The organism is Hyphomonas johnsonii MHS-2, assembly GCF_000685275.1.
GTDB classification, from domain to species: Bacteria; Pseudomonadota; Alphaproteobacteria; order Caulobacterales; family Hyphomonadaceae; genus Hyphomonas; species Hyphomonas johnsonii.
In genome coordinates this window covers 26,829-45,817 of sequence record NZ_ARYK01000006.1, presented here as the reverse complement: position 1 = coordinate 45,817, position 18,989 = coordinate 26,829, and the positions used below count along the sequence as shown (strand labels likewise).

At 64.4% G+C, this 18,989-nt stretch carries 14 protein-coding genes; 10 read left to right on the top strand and 4 right to left on the bottom strand.

The window, feature by feature from the left end; translation table 11 throughout:
* Nucleotides 1-50 precede the first annotated feature (50 nt).
* From HJO_RS12420 to murB, 4 genes are all read left to right on the top strand, one after another.
* Nucleotides 51-644, top strand: coding sequence for an exopolysaccharide biosynthesis protein (locus tag HJO_RS12420; protein WP_035617345.1), 594 nt, complete (start codon nucleotides 51-53; stop codon nucleotides 642-644).
* 111 nt (nucleotides 645-755) lie between these two features.
* On the top strand, nucleotides 756-1,895 hold the full coding sequence (locus HJO_RS12415; protein WP_035617343.1) for an OmpA family protein: 1,140 nt from the start codon (nucleotides 756-758) through the stop codon (nucleotides 1,893-1,895).
* A 46-nt stretch (nucleotides 1,896-1,941) separates the two neighbouring features.
* On the top strand, nucleotides 1,942-3,390 hold the full coding sequence (locus HJO_RS17825; RefSeq protein ID WP_051618561.1) for a hypothetical protein: 1,449 nt from the start codon (nucleotides 1,942-1,944) through the stop codon (nucleotides 3,388-3,390).
* 57 nt (nucleotides 3,391-3,447) lie between these two features.
* The gene (gene murB, locus HJO_RS12405) at nucleotides 3,448-4,401 is read left to right on the top strand and encodes a UDP-N-acetylmuramate dehydrogenase (RefSeq protein ID WP_035617335.1); all 954 of its coding nucleotides are present in this window, start codon (nucleotides 3,448-3,450) and stop codon (nucleotides 4,399-4,401) included.
* A 6-nt stretch (nucleotides 4,402-4,407) separates the two neighbouring features.
* On the opposite strand, the gene HJO_RS12400 is transcribed toward murB, so the two are convergent.
* Nucleotides 4,408-6,465, bottom strand: a complete 2,058-nt coding sequence (locus HJO_RS12400) for a TonB-dependent receptor plug domain-containing protein (protein WP_035617334.1) — start codon at nucleotides 6,463-6,465, stop codon at nucleotides 4,408-4,410.
* Nucleotides 6,466-6,704: 239 nt separating this feature from the next.
* Here HJO_RS12400 and HJO_RS12395 point away from each other — a divergent pair, with 239 nt between their 5' ends.
* From HJO_RS12395 to HJO_RS12370, 6 genes are all read left to right on the top strand, one after another.
* Nucleotides 6,705-7,613, top strand: coding sequence for a D-alanine--D-alanine ligase (locus HJO_RS12395; protein ID WP_035617328.1), 909 nt, complete (start codon nucleotides 6,705-6,707; stop codon nucleotides 7,611-7,613).
* Entirely contained in the window at nucleotides 7,601-8,464 is an 864-nt protein-coding gene (locus HJO_RS17820) for a cell division protein FtsQ/DivIB (protein ID WP_051618560.1), read from the top strand. Before HJO_RS12395 ends, HJO_RS17820 begins: the two co-directional genes overlap by 13 nt.
* On the top strand, nucleotides 8,464-9,759 hold the full coding sequence (gene ftsA, locus HJO_RS12385) for a cell division protein FtsA (protein ID WP_035617326.1): 1,296 nt from the start codon (nucleotides 8,464-8,466) through the stop codon (nucleotides 9,757-9,759). The genes HJO_RS17820 and ftsA overlap by 1 nt, the downstream gene beginning before the upstream one ends.
* A gap of 90 nt (nucleotides 9,760-9,849) precedes the next feature.
* The gene (gene ftsZ / locus HJO_RS12380; RefSeq protein ID WP_035617325.1) at nucleotides 9,850-11,274 is read left to right on the top strand and encodes a cell division protein FtsZ; all 1,425 of its coding nucleotides are present in this window, start codon (nucleotides 9,850-9,852) and stop codon (nucleotides 11,272-11,274) included.
* A gap of 169 nt (nucleotides 11,275-11,443) precedes the next feature.
* Complete coding sequence (lpxC, locus tag HJO_RS12375) at nucleotides 11,444-12,367, top strand: UDP-3-O-acyl-N-acetylglucosamine deacetylase (RefSeq protein WP_422120073.1); 924 nt, start codon at nucleotides 11,444-11,446, stop codon at nucleotides 12,365-12,367.
* Between the two features lie 90 nt (nucleotides 12,368-12,457).
* Complete coding sequence (locus tag HJO_RS12370; RefSeq protein WP_035617701.1) at nucleotides 12,458-13,297, top strand: outer membrane protein assembly factor BamD; 840 nt, start codon at nucleotides 12,458-12,460, stop codon at nucleotides 13,295-13,297.
* A gap of 4 nt (nucleotides 13,298-13,301) precedes the next feature.
* Here the strand turns inward: HJO_RS12370 and ligA are convergent, their stop codons facing one another.
* The 3 genes from ligA to HJO_RS12355 all read right to left on the bottom strand — a co-directional run bounded on the left by ligA (nucleotide 13,302) and on the right by HJO_RS12355 (nucleotide 18,978).
* Nucleotides 13,302-15,407, bottom strand: coding sequence for an NAD-dependent DNA ligase LigA (ligA, locus tag HJO_RS12365; RefSeq protein WP_035617323.1), 2,106 nt, complete (start codon nucleotides 15,405-15,407; stop codon nucleotides 13,302-13,304).
* Complete coding sequence (locus tag HJO_RS12360; RefSeq protein WP_035617321.1) at nucleotides 15,404-17,098, bottom strand: DNA repair protein RecN; 1,695 nt, start codon at nucleotides 17,096-17,098, stop codon at nucleotides 15,404-15,406. Before HJO_RS12360 ends, ligA begins: the two co-directional genes overlap by 4 nt.
* A 68-nt stretch (nucleotides 17,099-17,166) precedes the next feature.
* A complete protein-coding gene (locus HJO_RS12355) occupies nucleotides 17,167-18,978 on the bottom strand; it encodes an aminopeptidase P family protein (RefSeq protein ID WP_035617320.1) in 1,812 nt (603 codons plus the stop codon).
* Between the last annotated feature and the right edge of the window lie 11 nt (nucleotides 18,979-18,989).

Below are 18,989 nucleotides of genomic sequence, written 5' to 3'. Positions count from 1 at the left end.
CCGACACGATAGAGATGTGCACACGCGTCTGATCGGGTTAGGAAACGGGCATGGCCAAGGTAAACAACCTCGAATCGCTCATGGCGCGCCTGACGGAGCAGACGACTGGCGAGCATGTCACCGTGCGCGACATGCTCAACGCGGTCGGCCGCCGGTCCTATGGGCCGATCCTGCTGTTGCTCGGGTTCATCGCGATCACGCCCCTGACGATCATTCCGGGCACCAGCTGGCTGGTTGCCCTGATCACCCTGCTGATTGCGGGGCAGATCGTTCTGGGGCGGGCGTTTCCGTGGGTGCCGAAACGCGTGCTTGATCTTTCCTTCCCGCGTTCGGCTCTGGTTGCTGGCGTGGACCAGGCGCGGAAATATGCCCGGCCGGTCGACAAGGTGCTGAAACCGCGCCTCGCCTTCCTGTCGCAGCCCCCTTTCATCGGCCTGTCCGCACTGGTCTGTATCGCTGCTGCGCTGGTCACCTTCCCGCTCGGGCTCATCCCGTTCGGACCGGTGCTGCCCGGCCTGACCGTGCTCCTGTTCGGCCTCGGCCTGACGGCACGCGACGGGTTCGTGCTCGTCGCCGCAGGTGCAGGCCTGGCCAGCGCGATCTACCTGCTGTTCCGGGTCTGGACAGCCCTGCCTTTCAGCTAGAGCGCCTGGCTGCGGGTGCACGCCACCTTCGCCCCAATGGGGCATTGGCTTGCGGCTTTCCGCCTGCACCTGTTTAATCCGGTCCTTTCGTGTCCCTGACGGAGCCAGACCATGTCCGACAATGCCGGCGGAACGATACGCCGAACGACCCGGCGAGTGCGCCGCACGTCGCGGACCGACCTGCCGTTCGTGCCCTTCGGGCTGCTTCCGCTGGGGGGCCTGTTGTTCCTGCTGCTGTTTGCGCTGGTGCCCTTCGCGCAGCAGATCATCGAACAATCGGCCACACGTGCCACCCGGCAGGCGATCGACCAGAACGGTGCGATCTGGGCGCACCCGATGGTGTCGGGCCAGTGGGTGACGCTCGAAGGCGCACCGCCGTCGCGCCTTGAGGGCGAACAATTGCTGATCGCCATCCGCAATGCCCGCGTGCCGACCTGGCTCGGCCCGGCGCGCCCGGTGACGCGGGTCAACGAAAACTTCGTCTGGCCGCGCGAAGAAGTCTCCGACGCGCCCGAGCCGGAATGGACATTCAAGCTTGCCGATGGCGCGCTGTCACTCACCGGCCAGGTGCCGGACGCCGTCACCCGCGACACGCTGCTCCAGGCCGCCGGGATGGCGCTGGACCCGCCACGGCTGGCGCGCATAGACGACCAACTCACCGTGGCCGATGTCTCTGGCGATGTCGGATACCTGAACATCGCGCTTCGCGGCGTGAACACGGTGGCAAAATGCGATAGCGGAACGGCCTCGTTCCTCGCGGGCGAATTCTCGCTGGCCTGTGACCTGCCGGATGCTGAGGCCGAAACGGTGAGACGCCTCGTGATGGCCCCGCTTCCGGTCGGGCGCCTCGGCAATGTCGATATCCTGCCGGACGGCGCGGTCGCCTCATGCGAAAGCTCGCTCGGGCAATTGCTCGGCGATGCGCGGATCGAATTTGCCCCGTCCAGCGCGAAGATCGCACCGGCAAGCTCTAACCTGCTGCAACGGATCGCCGCCGCCGCGGCGGCTTGCCCCGGCACGCTGCGCATCGAAGGCCATACCGACAGTCTCGGAAACCCGAATGCGAACGACCTGCTGAGCGAAGCACGGGCGGAAGCTGTCCGCGATGCCCTGATCGCCCGGGGCGTCCCCGCTGACCGCCTGATCGCCCAGGGCTTTGGCGCCACTGCGCCGGTCGGGAACAATGCCACGCCCGAGGGCCGCGCCCGCAACCGGCGCATCGAAATTCGCGTCATCCGCGCATCTGATTGACCGCTGCAAGGCAAATGAGGTCTTCTTGGCCTGAAAGTTTACAACCATGCTGTTTCTCCTGACCCAGATCTTCGTCCTCCTGCTCCTCGCCGCCGTGCTTGGGGCCGGACTTGCCTATTGGTGGATGAAGAACCGGTACGAAGACATCACTGAAAGCCATGCCCAGCTGACCGAACAGCTGGAGGCGATGAACGCACGCCCGCACGCCGTGACCCGCGACGAACTCGACGCCGGTGTCGGCCTGCTGTCGTCCGCGATCAGCGGCCTGCCGGAACCGGACCTGTCACCCCTGATGGAGCGGGTTGCGGCAGTCGAGGCGGCGGTCGGCGCGATCCATGTGCCGGAGACCGACCTCAGCGGCCTCGAAGGCAAACTTGGCGAAATCGAAACCGGCCTCGCTGCACCGCGCCCGGATGTCGATGCCGTGCAGGCCCGCCTTGCCGATGTCGAAGGCGCCCTGTCCGGCCTGTCCGCTTCGCTTGCTGCGCTCGAACAGGTCGAAGCGCGTCTCGTGAAGATCGAGGAAGGCCTGAATGGCATACGCATTCCCGAAGTCGATCTCGGCCCCCTGCACAGCGGCCTTGCCCGCCTGGATCTGACAATTGCCGGCCTCGACCGGCCGGAGACAGATCTTGCGCCCGTACAGGGCCAGATCGGCAGCATGGACACGCGTCTGGCCGCGCTTTCAGACAGCCTCACGGCCCTTTCCGGCGGCATGGCAGCCCTTAAACCCGCAGACCTCGGCCCGCTCGAGCAGCGCCTTGTCCGTGTCGAACAGATGATCTCCAACTTCATCATCCCGGAGCCGAATTTCCAGCCATTGCTGGGGCGCCTCGCCATGCTGGAAGAATCCATCGGCGCCTTGCGGAACGCCCAGCCGCCAGCGCCGGACCTCGCCCCGGTTGAACGCCGGCTCGCCGGCCTGCAGGAAGCCTTCCTGACCCAGGCCCCGCCTGACCTGTCCCCGGTCCTGTACGCCGTTGAAACGATGGAAGGCCGCCTCGACCTCGAGGCTGTCGAAAACCGCCTCAACGCGATCGAGTATGGCCTGGCCGCCATCCACCACACCCTCAAGGCACGCAGCGAACCAGCCGTCCAGCGCACGGAACGGGAGGTGACGGTCCGCACCGCGCCCCTGTCGACGCCGCGCACCGAACGCGTGGTTGCAACGGCGCCGCTTGCGAAACCGCCGCGTGACGCTGACCCGATCAACGAGGCCCGCCGCGAGGATGATGAAGCCAACCTCCTCGTCGAAGCTGCCTTCGGGGATGCCGACGACCTCGAGAAGATCATCGGTGTCGGCCCGATGCTCGGCGAACTGCTCAACGAAATCGGTGTCTACTATTTCTGGCAGATCGCCGAATGGACGCCGGAAGATGTCAAATGGGTCGACAGCAAGCTGATGCACTTCAAGGGCCGTATCCAGCGCGACAACTGGGTCGGACAGGCCCAGAAACTGGCTGCCGCCCCCGGCGCAGCGGCGCGTCCGGTCTGACCCGGCCCTCACCACCCCCTGCTTGACACCGGCCCGAACTCCGGCGACGCCATCGGCGTGACTGTCTCGCCTCCCCTTCCGCCCGTCCGTGGCAAGCTTTTGAAAGATGCCGTGCTGGCGCCCTATACGTGGTTCCGCGTGGGCGGCGCCGCCGACTGGCTGTTCCTGCCGGCCGACACGGACGACCTGTCAGCGTTCCTGCAGGCGCTGGACCCGGCCATTCCCGTCACCGTGCTGGGCGTCGGTTCCAACCTGATCGTCCGCGATGGTGGCATCGAAGGCGTCGTCATCCGCCTGATGGGCAAGCACTGGGGTGAGATCACCGCGGTTGATGCGACGACACTGACGGCTGGTGCCGGCGCACTCGACCTCTCGGTCGCCAAGGCCGCTGCGGCCAATGGCACGCGGGGCCTCGAATTCCTGTCGGGCATTCCCGGCTCGATCGGCGGGGCCACGCGAACCAATGCCGGGTGTTATGGCCGCGAACTGAAGGATGTCCTCACCTCGCTTGAAGGCATTACACGCACAGGCAAACGCGTTGTCTATCAGGGTGATTCGGGCGACCAGGGCCTGCCAGCGGTACAGATGGCCTACCGTCATTCCGACTTGCCGGAAGACTTCATCGTCACGCGCCTTGTCCTGTCTGGCGACGGCACCGACGATCCGGGTGCCATCCTGAAGGATATCGAAACCCTGCAGGCCCGCCGCGCAGAGACCCAGCCGATACGCGACAAGACGTCCGGGTCGACCTTTGCCAATCCTGATCCGCCCGGAACGCCGAACCAGCGGTCGGCCTGGAAGGTCATCGACGCGGCCGGCTGCCGCGGCTTGCGTGTGGGTGGCGCACAGGTTTCGGAAAAACACTGCAACTTCCTGATCAATACGGGCGACGCAACGGCTGCAGACCTTGAAGCTCTCGGCGAACTCGTCCGTGCACGTGTGTTCGATCACAGCGGCATTCAACTGCGGTGGGAAGTGCGCCGGATCGGACGCCTTCACCCGCCCGCGTGACAGGCGTCAGAACGTGCCGCTCAGTTCAAACGTGACAATCGGCCCGAAATGGCGGGTCCGGGATTCAGAGATGACAATCGGGCCGAGCCGGTTGGGCTGGTAAATATCCCTGCGCAGCCAGTCATGCTGGTCGAGGATGTTGGCAACAACCAGTTTCCCCGTCAGGCCCAGCAAGTCCTTGTGCTCGACATAGGCATACGAAAAAGGCGGCTGGCTGCCTGAATGGAAGCGCTCGTTGAGTGTGTATTCGGGATTGCCATTGTACGATTCCAGATAGACGCCGAGCGCCCAATCCGTCTGAGGAATGTCACGGCGCAGCTCTGCGTCGAGGTAATAGAGGGTGCTGCCATTGAACGCGCGCTCGATCCCGGTCAGGGGGTCTTCGACACGGGATTCGCGCCATTCACCGCCAAAAGTCAGCTCGGTTCCTGGCAACCCAAGCTTGGCGAACTTGACCGTGGCATCCAGGTCCACGCCGACACGCCAGGCCGAATCGATATTGCCCGGCCCATCGCCTGTCCCGATCGGGATCCGGTCGACAAGGTCTTCAATATCCGATCCAAACACGGTCAGCGTCGCTGCACCCCAGTCCTTGAAGTCCTTCTCGGCTGTGACGCTCAGCTTCCAGGCTTGCTCGGGTACGATCTCGGAATTGCCCTCACTGCCATTGCCCTGGTTCAGGTTCACCGATGAAACGAAGTCGAAGAAATCGAGCTGGCCGACCTCCCGGTCCAGCCGCGTGACCAGTTGAATGGTTGGGTCGACCTGCCATGACAGGCTGGCAAACCCCTTCGGGCGCGTGAATGTCCGCACGTTTTCAGCGTCGCCCGACTGGGACAGTTCCGACATTTCCACGCCCAGCGAAACCTGCAGGTTGAGGCGCGGAGAAAGCGCCCGGCCATGCGTGACAGACACTTCTCCGCGCTGCTCCTCGACGCGTGAGTTGGCGTTCGGCAGGGCCACTTCCACCAGCGGCGCGCCGCCGATTGCACGGAACAGCGCCGATTCCGCATCCAGGAAGTTGAAGGCGCCTTCAAGAGAGACCTGCCAGTCCCGGCCTGCCGACGGCACCCACGCGTATTCACCGCGAAGGATATACTCTCCCTCGTCGACAGTCCGTTCGAATACGGATTCCGAAAGGCCCGTCCCATCCAGGTTGCCGCGCACGACATGGTCAACGGTCGGGCTGTTTTCCCGACGGACCAGGGCGATCGCCTTCAGGCGGCCCGGTCCGAAGCCGAATTCATAGTCCGCTCCGACTTCGGCGGTCGTTTCATCTTCAGAGCCCTGAAATAGGCGACGACCGACCGCGCTGCCCACTGGGAACAGCTTCGCAACTTCCTTGTCTTCCGGTTGGTAGGCTGCAAATTCCGCGCTCAGGTTCGCCACTGTACCGCTGGCCGGAGTCCATGCGAGCGATCCGGAAAGCGATCCGGCCTCTGCTTCATGTGTGTAGTCTTCCTTTCGCGTCTCGATCACGTCGCCTGCACCATCCGTGACTCTCTCGGGCCCGGCACTGGCCCCGCGTTCCGGCGCGCTCGCGGCCTCAACCGCCCAGCTCAGCGCGCCTTTCTGGCCCGACACGGTCACGCCGGCATCATTGTAGGTGGGGCGCATGTTCTCCCTGCTGCGCACCTTCCATCTCCACGTGCCCGAAACGCCGCCGGAATCCCTTGTCGTGACGTTGACGACCTGACCGGACAGGCCGGGAATGCCGAGCGCCGTGCCGTCGAGGACTTCGATCTTGTCGACATTGGATGTCGAGATGCGGCCAAGCACCGCTTCGGCGTCATTCGATTTACCCGAAACCCGTTGCCCATTTATCAGGATATTGCCCGTCGCCTGCCCGAATCCGCGCGATCCGCTGTCGCCGCTGTCAATCGAAAAGCCGGGAATGCGCCGAACGATATCAAGCGCGGTACGCGGAGCAAACTGCGCGAAATCCGCTGCCTTGTATTCATTTCGAGCGGATGAATCGACAGCGATTGCCAGGTCGGCTGCAAAAGCATTCTGTACTGAAAACACCAGCAGAACCGACATGCAGAACGGGACGCGATGGATCATGCGGGCGCTTCCTCATGCAATTTTCTTTTTGGGAAAACAACGGAGGTAACCGTCACTTTCATCGTCTTTCGATACAAAACGACTACACATGTAGTCACTAATTGGCAATAATGCTTCAGTGACTTTTTCGTAACTTGAACACGTACAAGATCCGGTTTCGCCTGACTCACGCCGCTTTGTTAAGACAAAGGCCATTAGAGACGGGCACGTATCGCGCCCAAAGTGGAAAGGGACCGGCCATGAAACGCGTAGCGGTGATTTACGGAGGCTGGTCGTCCGAACGCGAGGTCTCGCTGTCCTCCGGCAAGCAGATGGCCAGGGCTGCTGTTGCTGCCGGTTACGACGTGGTCGAAATCGATGCTGGCCGCGATCTGTCCCTGCAACTCACCGAGGCTGCACCCGATACCGTTCTGAACGGGCTGCATGGCCCGTGGGGAGAGGATGGCTGCGTGCAGGGCCTGCTCGAAGTCATGGGCCTGCCCTATTCCCATTCCGGCGTTCTGGCGTCGGCGCTGGCCATGGACAAGCTGAAGTCGAAGGCCGTCTATCGCGACGCGGGCCTGCCGATCGCTGCCGACAGGCGTGTCACCCGCGCCGAAGCGGCCGCGAGCCACCCGCTCAAGCCGCCCTATGTGGTCAAACCCGTCGCGGAGGGGTCAAGCTTCGGCGTGCTGATCGTGCGCGAAGGCGCCAACAGCCCGCCGCAAGAATTGCTGGGGCCCAGCTGGCACTATGGCGACAATCTCATGGCGGAGGAGTTCATCCCGGGGCGCGAGCTGACGGTGGGTGTGCTCGGTGATCGTGCACTCGCTGTCACGGAGATCACGACCTTAAGGGACTATTACGATTTTGATGCCAAATATCAGGCCGGTGGATCGCAGCATGTGATCCCGGCAGACCTGCCTGCGCATGTGACTGAAGCCGCGATGGACGCAGCTCTCAGGGCACATCAGGCGCTCGGATGCCGGGGCGCGACGCGATCCGATTTTCGCTATGACGACAAGAGAGACCGCCTCGTGATCCTGGAAACAAATACCCAGCCCGGCATGACGCCCACCTCGCTTGTCCCCGAACAGGCCGCTTTCGTTGGCATGTCCTTCGAAGCGCTTGTCGCCTGGATGATCGAGGATGCCTCATGCCAAAGGTAAGCCGGAACAAGTCTGTCCCCTCGCGTTCGCGCCGCCGCCCCGCCACCATCGTCGACGAGGCGACGGGCGAGGAAATCCGTGTCTCGTCCGTGCTGTTCGGACTGGTCATGCTGATCGCCATCGTTGTCGCCACGGCTGCCTGGATGGGCGGATCGCTGTCGCAGATCGAAACCCGTTTCGGCGGCTTCATGGACGACACGGCCCGCATGGCAGGTGTCTCCGTCAATGACGTCTCCGTGCTCGGCCTCGAGCAGAACCCGGCGCTGGCCGAAGACGTTCGTGCCGCCGCCATGATCGAGCCCGGCGAGAACATGTTCCGCGCCGACCCCAAGCTGATCCGCCGCCGCGTCGAAGCGACCCGTAAAGTGCTGAACGTGCGTGTCCACCGCCTCTGGCCCGGCCAGATCGTGATCATTGCAGACGCCGCAGAGCCGGTGGCGCTCTGGCATGACGGCAAGGAATGGACCGTGGTTGACGGCCTCGGCCGGATCCTGCCGGACGCCCGCGCCGATGATCACAAGACCCTCGTCCGCCTCGCCGGCACCGGTGCGCCAAAAGCGGCCCCCGCGCTGGTCAAGGCGCTCGCAAACACACCCGATGTCGCGTCGCGGATGGCCGTTGCCACCCGTGTCGCCGACCGGCGCTGGGACATCAGGCTGATCAGCGGCGCGACCGTGCGCCTTCCCGAGGATGACGCGCTCGAAACATCCCTGACCCGCCTTGCCACCTTGCAGACGCGCACAGCGCTGATGCAGCGCCCGCTGAAAATGATCGACCTGCGCAACAAGGGCCGTGTCTACCTGTCGCCATCGACCGGCGCCCGCAAGATTGCGGAGGCCGCGCGCAGCTGATGGCCAATGTCCAGTCCCGACGCAGCGCCCTGGGCGGAAGCCGGCGTACCGGCACGGTGGCCACGCTCGATATCGGGTGTTCCAAGATCACCTGCCTGATCGGTCGCAATGACGGGTCCGGTCCCCGCCGGTTCCAGATCCTCGGCGGCGGCCGCCAGCAGTCGCGCGGATTCACGGGCGGCGCAATTTCGGACATGGAAGGCCTCGAGCGCTCGATCCGCCTCGCCGTGGAAGATGCCGAACGCGAAGCCGGTGAACAGATCAGCGAAGTCATCCTTGGCATCACCGGTCCCCGGCTCGAATGCACGCTGGTGACCGCTGCCATCGACATTGGCGGCCACGAAATCACCCACAAGGACGTCAAGCGCCTGCAGGCGCTCGCCCTTTCCAAGGTGCCGACCAAGGGCGCCGACATTCTCGCCGCCTGGCCGGTTGCCTATCGCGTCGACCAGCAGGAAGGCGTGCGCCAGCCCGCTGGCATGTTCGCAGACCGCGCCGGAATTCTGCTGTCCGTGGTCACTGCGCCGCGCCCGATGGTGAAGAATCTCGTCGAATGCGTGGGCCGGGCCCATCTCGGCGTGTCCGCCCTGGTCCCCTCCTCCATCGCCAGTGGGGCAGGCACGCTGATCGATGACGAAATCGAGAACGGCGCCATCTGTATCGACATGGGCGCCGGCGTGACGGCCGTTTCGGTCTACCTCAACGGCTCCCCGGCCTGGCTTGGCCTTGTACCGGCGGGCGGCACGCATGTGACCGCAGACATCGCGCAAGGCATCGGCACGACGTTCGCCGCTGCCGAGCGCCTGAAGACAGTGTACGGCACGGCAAACCTCGAAGGCCCCGGCCTGGCAGAACGGATCGAGGCCCCGCGCCTCGGCGATGACGGCCGTCTGCAGGGCATGAAGATGGAAAAGGGCGCCATCGCGGACATCATCGCCCCGCGCATCGAGGAAATCTTCGAATATGTGCAAAAAAGTCTGAATGCGAGCGGTGTACGCTCCGTACTGCCACGCCGCGTGGTGCTGACAGGCGGCGCCAGCCAGCTTTCGGGCGTGCGCGACGTCGCTGCGCGCGTTTTGAACGCGCCAGTGCGCCTGGGCCGCCCGACGATCGCTGAATTTCTCGGCGAGACACTGGGAACACCAGCTTTTTCTACAGCTTCGGGTCTGCTACTGTATGGTGAACTTGGATTTGTGGATGTCGCCCGGTCGGGCGTTGCACTGAAGGAATACGGGACCGAGACGGGCAGCGGCGTTGTGAACAAGGCGTTCCATTGGCTGAAAGAAAATTTCTGACGCCACCTGCCTGCACTTAACTGTCCCTTAGCCGGAAGAGGCCATGGTGACGTTCAGGTTGGTTCCAAGCAGGTAGATTGAGGTACGCGAATGACACATGAACTGAAGCCCAGGATCCTCGTCTTCGGAGTTGGCGGCGCCGGCGGTAACGCGGTCGACAACATGATCGAAGCGAACCTGCAGGGCGTGGAGTTCATCGTCGCCAATACCGACGCCCAGGCCCTCTTCCGCTCGAAGACCGAACTGCGCATCCAGCTTGGCCCGGAAACGACTGCCGGCCTCGGCGCCGGCGCCCGCCCCGAAGTGGGCGCAAAGGCGGCCGAAGAGTCGATCGCAGAGATAAAGGAATACCTCGAAGGCGCCCATATGGTGTTCATCGCCGCCGGAATGGGCGGTGGTACCGGCACAGGCGCTGCGCCAGTGATTGCCCGCACGGCCCGCGAAATGGGCATCCTGACGGTCGCTGTCGTTACCAAGCCTTTCGGCTTTGAAGGCGCTCGCCGCATGGCGCTGGCCGACCTTGGCCTCGCGGATATCCGCGACCATGTCGACACGATGATCGTCGTCCCCAACCAGAACCTGTTCCGCATTGCAAATGACCGCACGACATTTGCCGAAGCCTTCCGCATGGCGGATGACGTGCTGTATTCCGGCGTGCGCGGCATTACCGACCTGATGGTGATGCCCGGCCTGATCAATCTCGACTTCGCCGACGTCGGGTCGATCATGCGCGGCATGGGAACGGCAATGATGGGCATGGGTGAAGCCGAAGGTGAAAACCGCGCGCTGGAAGCCGCCCGCCAGGCGATCGATAATCCGCTGCTCGATGATATCAGCCTCAAAGGCGCCAAGGGCGTCCTGATCAATATCACCGGCGGCTATGACATGACCCTGTTCGAACTGGACGAGGCGGCCAACGAAATCCGTCGGGAAATCGACCCGGATGCCAATATCATCCTTGGTTCGGCCTTTGACAGCGAGCTTGAGGGCAAGATCCGCGTCTCCGTCGTCGCGGCAGGCATCGAATCCGGCCAGCACGCGCTGGCACCGGCCAGCCCGGTCCAGGAAACGGTCCGCCAGCCGATCGCCGAACCGATTGCCGAAAGCGAAGACACCCTGGAAGCCGAAGGCGACGAGCGTCCGCTCGTGGTCACCGGATCCGCATCGCCGCTGCGCACCGGGGAAAGCGATCCACGCTCGGATTTTGCCGGCCAGCCGCTGCCCGCCGATCACTATGCCGGCGCGCAGGGCGAAGACGAAGTCTCCGCAGACGTCATCTTCGGTTCCCGCAAGGAGGCTCCCTCGACGGACCGCGCCCGCCCAGAGCATGGATCGTCGGGATTTTCCCATCTTTTCGGATGGCGCCGCAGCCCGCAGGGCGAGAACGATGACACGCCCGACGCCGCCGTTCCGGCCCAGATCATCTCCTCGCCGGACGACCATCCCGAAGCCGCGCCGTTCGATGATGCCGACCTTGAAATCCCGGCCTTCCTGCGCCGGTCGGCCAACCACTGAACGAACTGAATTAAATGCGCCTCGGACCGTGGCGAATGTTTCTAAAAATTACTTTATTTAACAAGGCCGTGACAACCGTCACGGCCTTTTTGTAACACGCCGAAACAAGGCGTGTTTTGTTATCTTCCCTCAACCCATCCAGATTACGTTCCTGAGCCGGAGGGTTGATGTGTTGAGTGACGTCCAGATGCAGCAGACGATTGAGCGCCCCGCGGTTTGCGCGGGTATCGGCGTGCACAGCGGGGAAAAAGCCCGGCTGGTGCTCAAGCCCGCGCCAGTCGGAACGGGCGTTGTTTTCCGCCGCACCGACGTCGAGGCCTCCAGCACCCTGATCCCCGCACATGCCGAAAGCGTGTCCGATACGCGGCTCGGCACGACGCTGACAAACGAAGCGGGCGTGTCTGTTGCTGTCGTCGAACACCTCATGGCAGCCCTCGCAGGCATGGGCATCGACAATCTGCTGATCGAAATCGACGGGCCGGAAGTCCCGATCATGGACGGTTCGTCCGCCGTATTCTGCGAATTGCTGCTGCAGGCAGGGCTGAAAGTGCAATCGGCCCCCCGCAAGCGGATTCGCATGCTCGAGCGGATTGAGATTGTTGACGGTCCGAAACGCGCGTCGCTGTCCCCCTCCCCTGACACATTGCTCACCCTTCGGGCCCGGATCGAATATGATGATGACGTGATCGGGGTGCAGCAGATGGCGGTGCGCCTTGCGCCCGGCATGTTCGCCCGCGACCTCGCCTTCGCCCGCACCTATGGTTTTGCACGCGATGTCGACATGCTGCGCGCGATCGGCCTGGCGCGCGGCGGCTCGCTCGACAATGCCGTTGTGCTCGACAATGGCGCCGTCATGAACCCCGAAGGCTTGCGGGCCGAAGACGAGTTCGTGCGGCACAAGATGCTGGACGCGGTTGGCGACCTGATGCTCGCGGGCGCACCGATTGCCGGCAATTATGACGCTGTCCAGCCCGGCCACGCGCTGAACAACGCGCTGGTGCGAAAGCTGCTGGCCACGCCGTCAGTCTGGTGCTGGGAAAGCGACGCTGGCACACTACGCCAGCCCGACCTGCGCGCCAGCGCGGCAGTCTGATCGGACCCGCCTGACAATCTTCCTTGGAATTGCGGCCCTGTTCGGGCTATGCAAAAGGCTGAGATTCACAGCAGAAAGCTCCGCTTCGTCATGTCCCTTCGAAAGCCCCTCTCCGGTCTCGTGATCATTACCTGCCTTGTCGCGCTGACAGCCTGTCAGTCGGCGAACAAGCGGCGCCAGGAGCTTGCCTATGTCGAGCGCCCGGTCGAACAGATATACAATCAGGCCGCCACCGAACTGGACAAGCGGAATTATCCGCGCGCGATCCTCATGTTCAACGAAGTCGAGCGCCAGCACCCCTATTCGGAATGGGCGCGCAAATCGATGGTGATGACCGCTTTCGCGTCCTACAAGGCCCACGACTATGACGAGGCCATCTCGGCGGCCCAGCGGTATCTCGGCCTGCACCCGGGCGGCTCGGAAGCCGACTATGCCTATTACCTGATCGCCGTCAGCTATTTCGACCAGATCGTTGATATCGGCCGCGACCAGAAGACAACGGAACTTGCCCTCAACGCGCTGCGGGACGTCACACGCCGCTTTCCCGAAAGCCCGTATGCCCGCGACGCCAGCCTGAAGATTGACATGGTCAAGGACCAGCTCGCCGGCAAGGAGATGGAAATCGGACGCTGGTACCTGCGCTCCAACCAGACACTGGCCGCCGTCAACCGGTTCCGCACGGTCGTGACCACGTATGATACGACATCGCACACGCCGGAAGCCCTGCACCGGTTGGTCGAATCCTACCTGACGCTTGGCCTGCGCGACCAGGCGCTCGCGGCCGGTTCGACGCTCGGCTACAACTACCCGCAGAGCGACTGGTACAAGATGAGCTACCGGCTGCTCACGAAACAGGGCCTTGATCCCGAAGCGCTCACGCCTGAAACACGCCGCACACTGCTGCAGCGTATGCTGCCCGGCGGCAAATAGCGCCTCAGGCGCCGTCGATCAGCGCCAGCCATTCGTCTTCCGTCAATGTTCTGACGCCGAGCGATTCCGCTTTCGCCAGCTTGGACCCGGCGCCGGGACCGGCCACCAGGATGTCGGTCTTCGCTGATACCGATCCCGAGACTTTCGCGCCCAGTGCGCTGGCACGTGCCTTGGCCTCGTCGCGCGTCATGCGTTCCAGCGTGCCGGTGAACACCACCGTTTTTCCCGCCACGGGGCTGTCGCTGGCTGCCGGCACCTCGTCGTCGACCGACAGCTCTGACAACAGGGCTGCCAGCATCTCGGTATTGTGGGGCTCCGCGATGAAAGCGCAAAGCGACCCCACCGCCGCGCCGCCAATCCCGTCAATATTCATCAGTTCGCCATAGCCCTCGCTTTCAGGGCCGCCCTGCGCCGCGTCCGTGACGGCGGTCCAGAACGCCTGCCAGGACAGGAAATGCCGGGCAAACTGGTTCGCGGTCGTCTGGCCGACATGCCGGATGCCAAGCCCGTTCAGGAACCGCGCGAACGGGACATGTCGGCGTGCGTCAATCGCGGCGACCAGTTTCGCTGCCGATGCCGGCCCGAACCCCTCCCATTCCGCCAATGGCGGCAGGCCGGCCTCGGCGATCCTGGCCGTCAGCCGGAAAATGTCCTGCGGTGCATGGACGACACCCTTGTCATAGAACAACTGGACCTGCCTGGCGCCAAGCCCGTCAATGTCGAGGGCCTTGCGCGAAACGAAGTGCCGAAGCCGCTCGACAGCCTGGGCCGGGCACACCAGTCCCCCGGTGCACCGGCGCCGGACATCCGACTCCCCCTTCTCGTCGACATCCCGCACCGCAGCAGACCCACACACGGGACAGACGTCCGGCATCTTGAAAGGCGCCCCGCCGCCATCAGCGACCACACGCAATACTTGCGGGATGACGTCGCCTGCCCGCTGGATCTCGACCGTATCGCCCACCTTGACCCCAAGGCGCGCGATTTCGTCTTCATTGTGGAGCGTGGCATTCGACACGACCACACCGCCAACCGTCACCGGCGCCAGGCGCGCCACAGGCGTCAGCGACCCCGTCCGCCCGACCTGTATATCGATGCCTTCCAACACCGTCGTCGCCTTCTCGGCCGGGAACTTGTGCGCAATCGCCCAACGCGGCGCACGACTGACAAAGCCAAGCCGGGCCTGCCAGTCGAGCCGGTCGACCTTGTAGACGACACCATCAATATCATAGCCAAGGCTGGCACGTTCCGCCTCGAGCGTCCGATAGGCCGCCAGCAGGCCGTCCACGGTCTCGTGGCACGACATGTGCGGGTTCACGGCGAAGCCCCAGCTGGCGAATTCAGCCACGGCGCCGGTCTGCGTGTCTGCGAAGGGGGCGCTTGCCGCAGCCCAGGCATAGGCGAAAAACTTGAGTGGACGGGATTTCGTGATCTCGACATCGAGTTGGCGCAGGCTGCCTGCCGCAGCATTGCGCGGATTGGCGAAAACCTTCCGGCCGGCCTCGGATTCGCGCGCATTCAGCGCCGCGAAATCGGCGTGGCTCATATAGACTTCACCGCGCACCTCGATGCTGTCAGGCCAGCCCCGGCCGCCAAGCGTCCCGGGAATGTCCTCCAGCGTCCGGGCATTCGCGGTAACGTCTTCACCGACCTGGCCATCGCCCCGCGTCGCCGCCCGGACGAGCCGTCCCTTCTCGTATGTCAGGCTGAGTGACAGGCCATCTATCTTCGGCTCTGCCGTAATCACGACCGGCTCATCCTCACCCAGACCGAGGAAACGGCGAATCCTGCCGACGAAGTCCGCGACATCCTCGTCCGAAAAGGCATTGTCGAGCGACAGCATGGGCGCGCCGTGGGCGGCCTTGGCGAACCCTTCGCCCGGAGCGGCACCCACCTGTATGGAGGGACTGTCATCACGCTTGAGGTTCGGGAATCGCGCCTCGATCGCCAGGTTGCGCTGCCGTAGCGCATCATAATCGGCGTCCGTCAGGTCAGGTGCGTCATTGCGGTAATAGGCCTCGTCAGCCGCCCGGATGGCCTCGGCGAGGCGCGCAAGCTCTTCCTCGGCTTGCTGCGGTGTCAGCGCTTCGACAGGGTCCGGCTTGCTCATGCATCCTCCAGCAACCTCCCTGCAGCGGCCCGGGCCTCTTCGGTGACCTCGGCGCCAGAGAGCATTCGGGCAATTTCTTCCTGCCTTGCGCTGTCATCTAGCCCGCGAACGCGCGTCCCGCCAGACCCTTGATCATGGTCCTTCTCCACGAGCCACTGGGTGGCGGCAGAGGCGGCCACCTGCGGGCTGTGGGTCACGGCAAAGACCTGCCGCGCACGCGCCAGCCGCACCAGCCGTTCGCCGATGGCGGCGGCGACAGATCCGCCGACACCCTGGTCGACCTCGTCGAAAATCAGGGTCGGGGCCACACCGGCTTCAGCGAGCGCACATTTGAGCGCCAGAGAGAACCGCGCAAGCTCGCCGCCGGACGCAATCTTGCGAAGCGGCCCGAACCCGCTGCCCGCATTCGTCTCGGCCTCGAATTCCACGCGGTCAGCGCCATTGGCACCCCCTTCCCCCTCCGCCAGGGGCTCCACCGCGATGCGGATTGTCGCCCGCCCCAGCTTCAGCGGTGCCAGTTCGCCTGCAATCACGGTTTCGAGGCGGCGGGCTGCCGACACCCGCGCCGCCGTGAGAGTTTGCGCCACCTGGTGCCAGTGCGCCAGGGCCCGCGCAGCATCCTTGCGCGCCTTCAGCAGGGCGTCCTCGCCCGCTTCCGCGAGATCGAGCTTGCCGCGCAGGCTGACAAGCAAGTCGGGCAGCAGTTCCGGCTCGGTCACATGCTTGCGGGCGAGGGCACGCAGCGCGAACAGCCGCGCTTCGGCCGCATCGAGCGCGTCCGTGTCATGATCGATCAGGCGTTCGAGCGCTGACACGCAGGCAGACGCTTCGCGCGTCTCGATCAGGGCCCGCTCGACCGCCTCCGCCGCTGTCCGTGCCGCCACCGGCAGGGCATCGGTTGACGCTTCGAAGCCAGGCAGCCGGCAGATACGCTCCATCGCCCGTGACACTTTTGCAAGCACCGTCTCGATTGACGCTGCTTCGAGCGCCGTCTCGGCTTCTGCCACCGCTTCGGTGACGCGTTCAGACTGCATCAGCCGCGTGCGCAGGCCTGCAAGTTCAGTCGCCTCGCCGGCCACGGGGGCAAGGCGGCTGATTTCCTCCACGGCCATTTCGAGCCATTCACGGGCCTCGATCGCCTGCGCCTGGTCCGTTTCCAGCTGGTCGCGGCGCGCCTCAGCCTCCTGGAACGTGCTGAACGCCGCCGCACATGCCGCGAGCAATGCGTCATTACCCGCGAACTGGTCGAGCAGGCGCCGGTGCGTCGACGGCCGCATCAGGCCGGATGCCGCGTGCTGGCCATGGATCTCGACGACCAGTTCGCCGATCTCCGCCAGGAGGCCAGCACTGACGGCCTGGTCATTCACGAAGGACCGCGCCGGACCGGTCGCGCGCAGGACGCGTTTCAGGGTCAGCGCCTCGTCGAGTTGCGCGGCGATGCCCTGGTCCTTCAGGACATCCCATGCCGGGTGGTGCGGTGGCAGGTCGAACTCGACGGCGACGCTCGCCTGGTCTGCTCCGGCCCGGATCAGCGACCGGTCCGCCGCCGCACCCAGCGCCAGCGAGAGCGCGTCAAGGATGATGGACTTGCCTGCCCCGGTTTCACCGGTCAGTGCCGTAAGCCCACTGCCCGCATCGATGTCGAGACGGTCAATCAGAACGAAATTGCGGATGGACAGGGAGAGGATCATGCCTCTCCCATACCACTAGAACAAAACAGGAACAATACGGTTTTTCGTTAACGCGGCAGCGCCTGTTGCTAGAGCGGCTCGCAGGCCGTCTCCAGCCAGGCTTTCACGTCGCCCTCAAGCTTGTCCGCCAAGATGTCCCGAACGCGCGCATGATAGGCGTTGACCCAGTCCCGCTCCTGTTGCGACAGGAGGTCCACGCGGATCAGGTCCCGTGCCAGGGGGGCCCAGGTCAGGCATTCGAAGCCCATCATGTCGATCTCGCCGCCCGGAATGGGCGCCGGCGGGGTGATATATTGCAGGTTCTCGATACGGATGCCGTATTGGCCTTCGCGGTAATAGCCCGGCTCGTTCGACACGATCATGCCCGGCGCCAGCGGCACTGCATTCCATGCCTTCGCGATGCGGTGAGGGCCCTCGTGGACGCCGAGATAGACGCCGACGCCGTGACCGGTGCCGTGCTGGTAATCAAGCCCTGCCTGCCACAGCGCATGGCGCGCGAGAATGTCGAGATGCGTGCCTGTGGTCCCGTGCGGGAAACGCACGGCGGCGAGCGCGATATGACCCTTCAGTACCAGCGTATAATGCCTGCGCATGTCATCGCTGGCCGTGCCGATCGGCACGGTGCGCGTCACATCGGTGGTGCCGTCGAGATACTGACCGCCGGAATCCACGAGGAACAGCGAGTCACGCTCCAGCACACGGTTGGAGGCCGTCGAGACACGGTAATGCGGTAGGGCGCCATGCGGGCCCGCGCCGGAAATCGTCGGAAAGGACAGGTCGTTCAGCCCGGAATATTCCTCGCGGAACGCTTCCAGTTTCATGGCGGCTTCAATTTCCGTGACCTTGCCGCTCTGTGCCTCGGTATCCAGCCAGTGGAGGAATTTGGTCAGCGCCACGCCATCGCGGATATGGGCGGCGGTCGTGCCGGCGATCTCCGCCGCGTTCTTGCAGGCCTTCGGCAGCGCAACCGGGTCACGTTGCGCCAGAACCTTCGCGCCCGCCGCTTCCAGCGTGTCGAAGAACCAGGCAGATGCCACGTCCGGGTCGACGCTGACGGTCTTTCCCTTCAGGTCGGCCAGAGCCGTTTCAAGCTGCGACAGCGGCCGCAACGTGACGCCATTGCCGAGGTGCGATCGCAATTCGTCGCTGACCTTGGCTTCGTCGAGGAAGAGATCCGCCGAGCCATCGGCGCGCAGGATGGCGCGGCCGAGCGGCAGTGGCGTGCAGCTGACATCACCGCCCCGGATATTGAACGCCCAGGCGACGGAGGCCGGCGAGGTAATGACCGCGGCATCCGCCTTTTCGGCTTTCAGGGCTTCACCGATACGCGCGCGCTTTTCGGCATGCTCCACCCCGGCAAAGGCAACGCCATGCGGAACCACAGGCGCCGACGGCTGCTCCGGGCGGCCTTTCCAGGCCCGGTCGATCGGGTTCTCGGCGACAGCGACGAGGTTGGCGCCAGCAGCAGTGGCGGCGGCCTTCAGCTGCGTCACTTCATTCGGGCTCATCAGTTTCGGGTCATAGCCGATCGTCTTGCCGGCCATGTCCTGCGTCTTCAGCCAGCCGAAGGCGCCCGGCTCGGGAATCGCCAGCCGCTCGAACAGGTCCGGATCGGTCTGGTCGGCCGCCTGCAACGTGTAGCGTCCATCGGCGAAGATCACCGCCCGGTCGGTAAACACGAACGCATTGCCGAACGAGCCGGTAAACCCGCTGACCCAGGCGAGGCGCTCGTTAGCGTCCGGCAGGTACTCGTTCTGGTACTCATCATCGTGCGGCACGTAGAAGCCGTCGAGGTTCATGGCGGAAAGCTCCTTGCGGAGGAGCGGCAAATGGGTCCGGCCGTCCTGCGGCCCACCCTTGATGTCAAATGTCTGTCTCATGCCAGCAGTCT

What these genes read in the sequence shown, in the direction of transcription:
- HJO_RS12355 (WP_035617320.1), bottom strand. Translation starts at nt 18,978, where the DNA reads ATGAGACAGACATTTGACATCAAGGGTGGGCCGCAGGACGGCCGGACC.
- HJO_RS12360 (WP_035617321.1), bottom strand. Translation starts at nt 17,098, where the DNA reads ATGATCCTCTCCCTGTCCATCCGCAATTTCGTTCTGATTGACCGTCTC.
- ftsZ (WP_035617325.1), top strand. Translation starts at nt 9,850, where the DNA reads ATGACACATGAACTGAAGCCCAGGATCCTCGTCTTCGGAGTTGGCGGC.
- HJO_RS17820 (WP_051618560.1), top strand. Translation starts at nt 7,601, where the DNA reads ATGCCAAAGGTAAGCCGGAACAAGTCTGTCCCCTCGCGTTCGCGCCGC.
- HJO_RS12400 (WP_035617334.1), bottom strand. Translation starts at nt 6,465, where the DNA reads ATGATCCATCGCGTCCCGTTCTGCATGTCGGTTCTGCTGGTGTTTTCA.
- ligA (WP_035617323.1), bottom strand. Translation starts at nt 15,407, where the DNA reads ATGAGCAAGCCGGACCCTGTCGAAGCGCTGACACCGCAGCAAGCCGAG.
- HJO_RS17825 (WP_051618561.1), top strand. Translation starts at nt 1,942, where the DNA reads ATGCTGTTTCTCCTGACCCAGATCTTCGTCCTCCTGCTCCTCGCCGCC.
- HJO_RS12370 (WP_035617701.1), top strand. Translation starts at nt 12,458, where the DNA reads ATGTCCCTTCGAAAGCCCCTCTCCGGTCTCGTGATCATTACCTGCCTT.
- HJO_RS12420 (WP_035617345.1), top strand. Translation starts at nt 51, where the DNA reads ATGGCCAAGGTAAACAACCTCGAATCGCTCATGGCGCGCCTGACGGAG.
- ftsA (WP_035617326.1), top strand. Translation starts at nt 8,464, where the DNA reads ATGGCCAATGTCCAGTCCCGACGCAGCGCCCTGGGCGGAAGCCGGCGT.
- HJO_RS12415 (WP_035617343.1), top strand. Translation starts at nt 756, where the DNA reads ATGTCCGACAATGCCGGCGGAACGATACGCCGAACGACCCGGCGAGTG.
- HJO_RS12395 (WP_035617328.1), top strand. Translation starts at nt 6,705, where the DNA reads ATGAAACGCGTAGCGGTGATTTACGGAGGCTGGTCGTCCGAACGCGAG.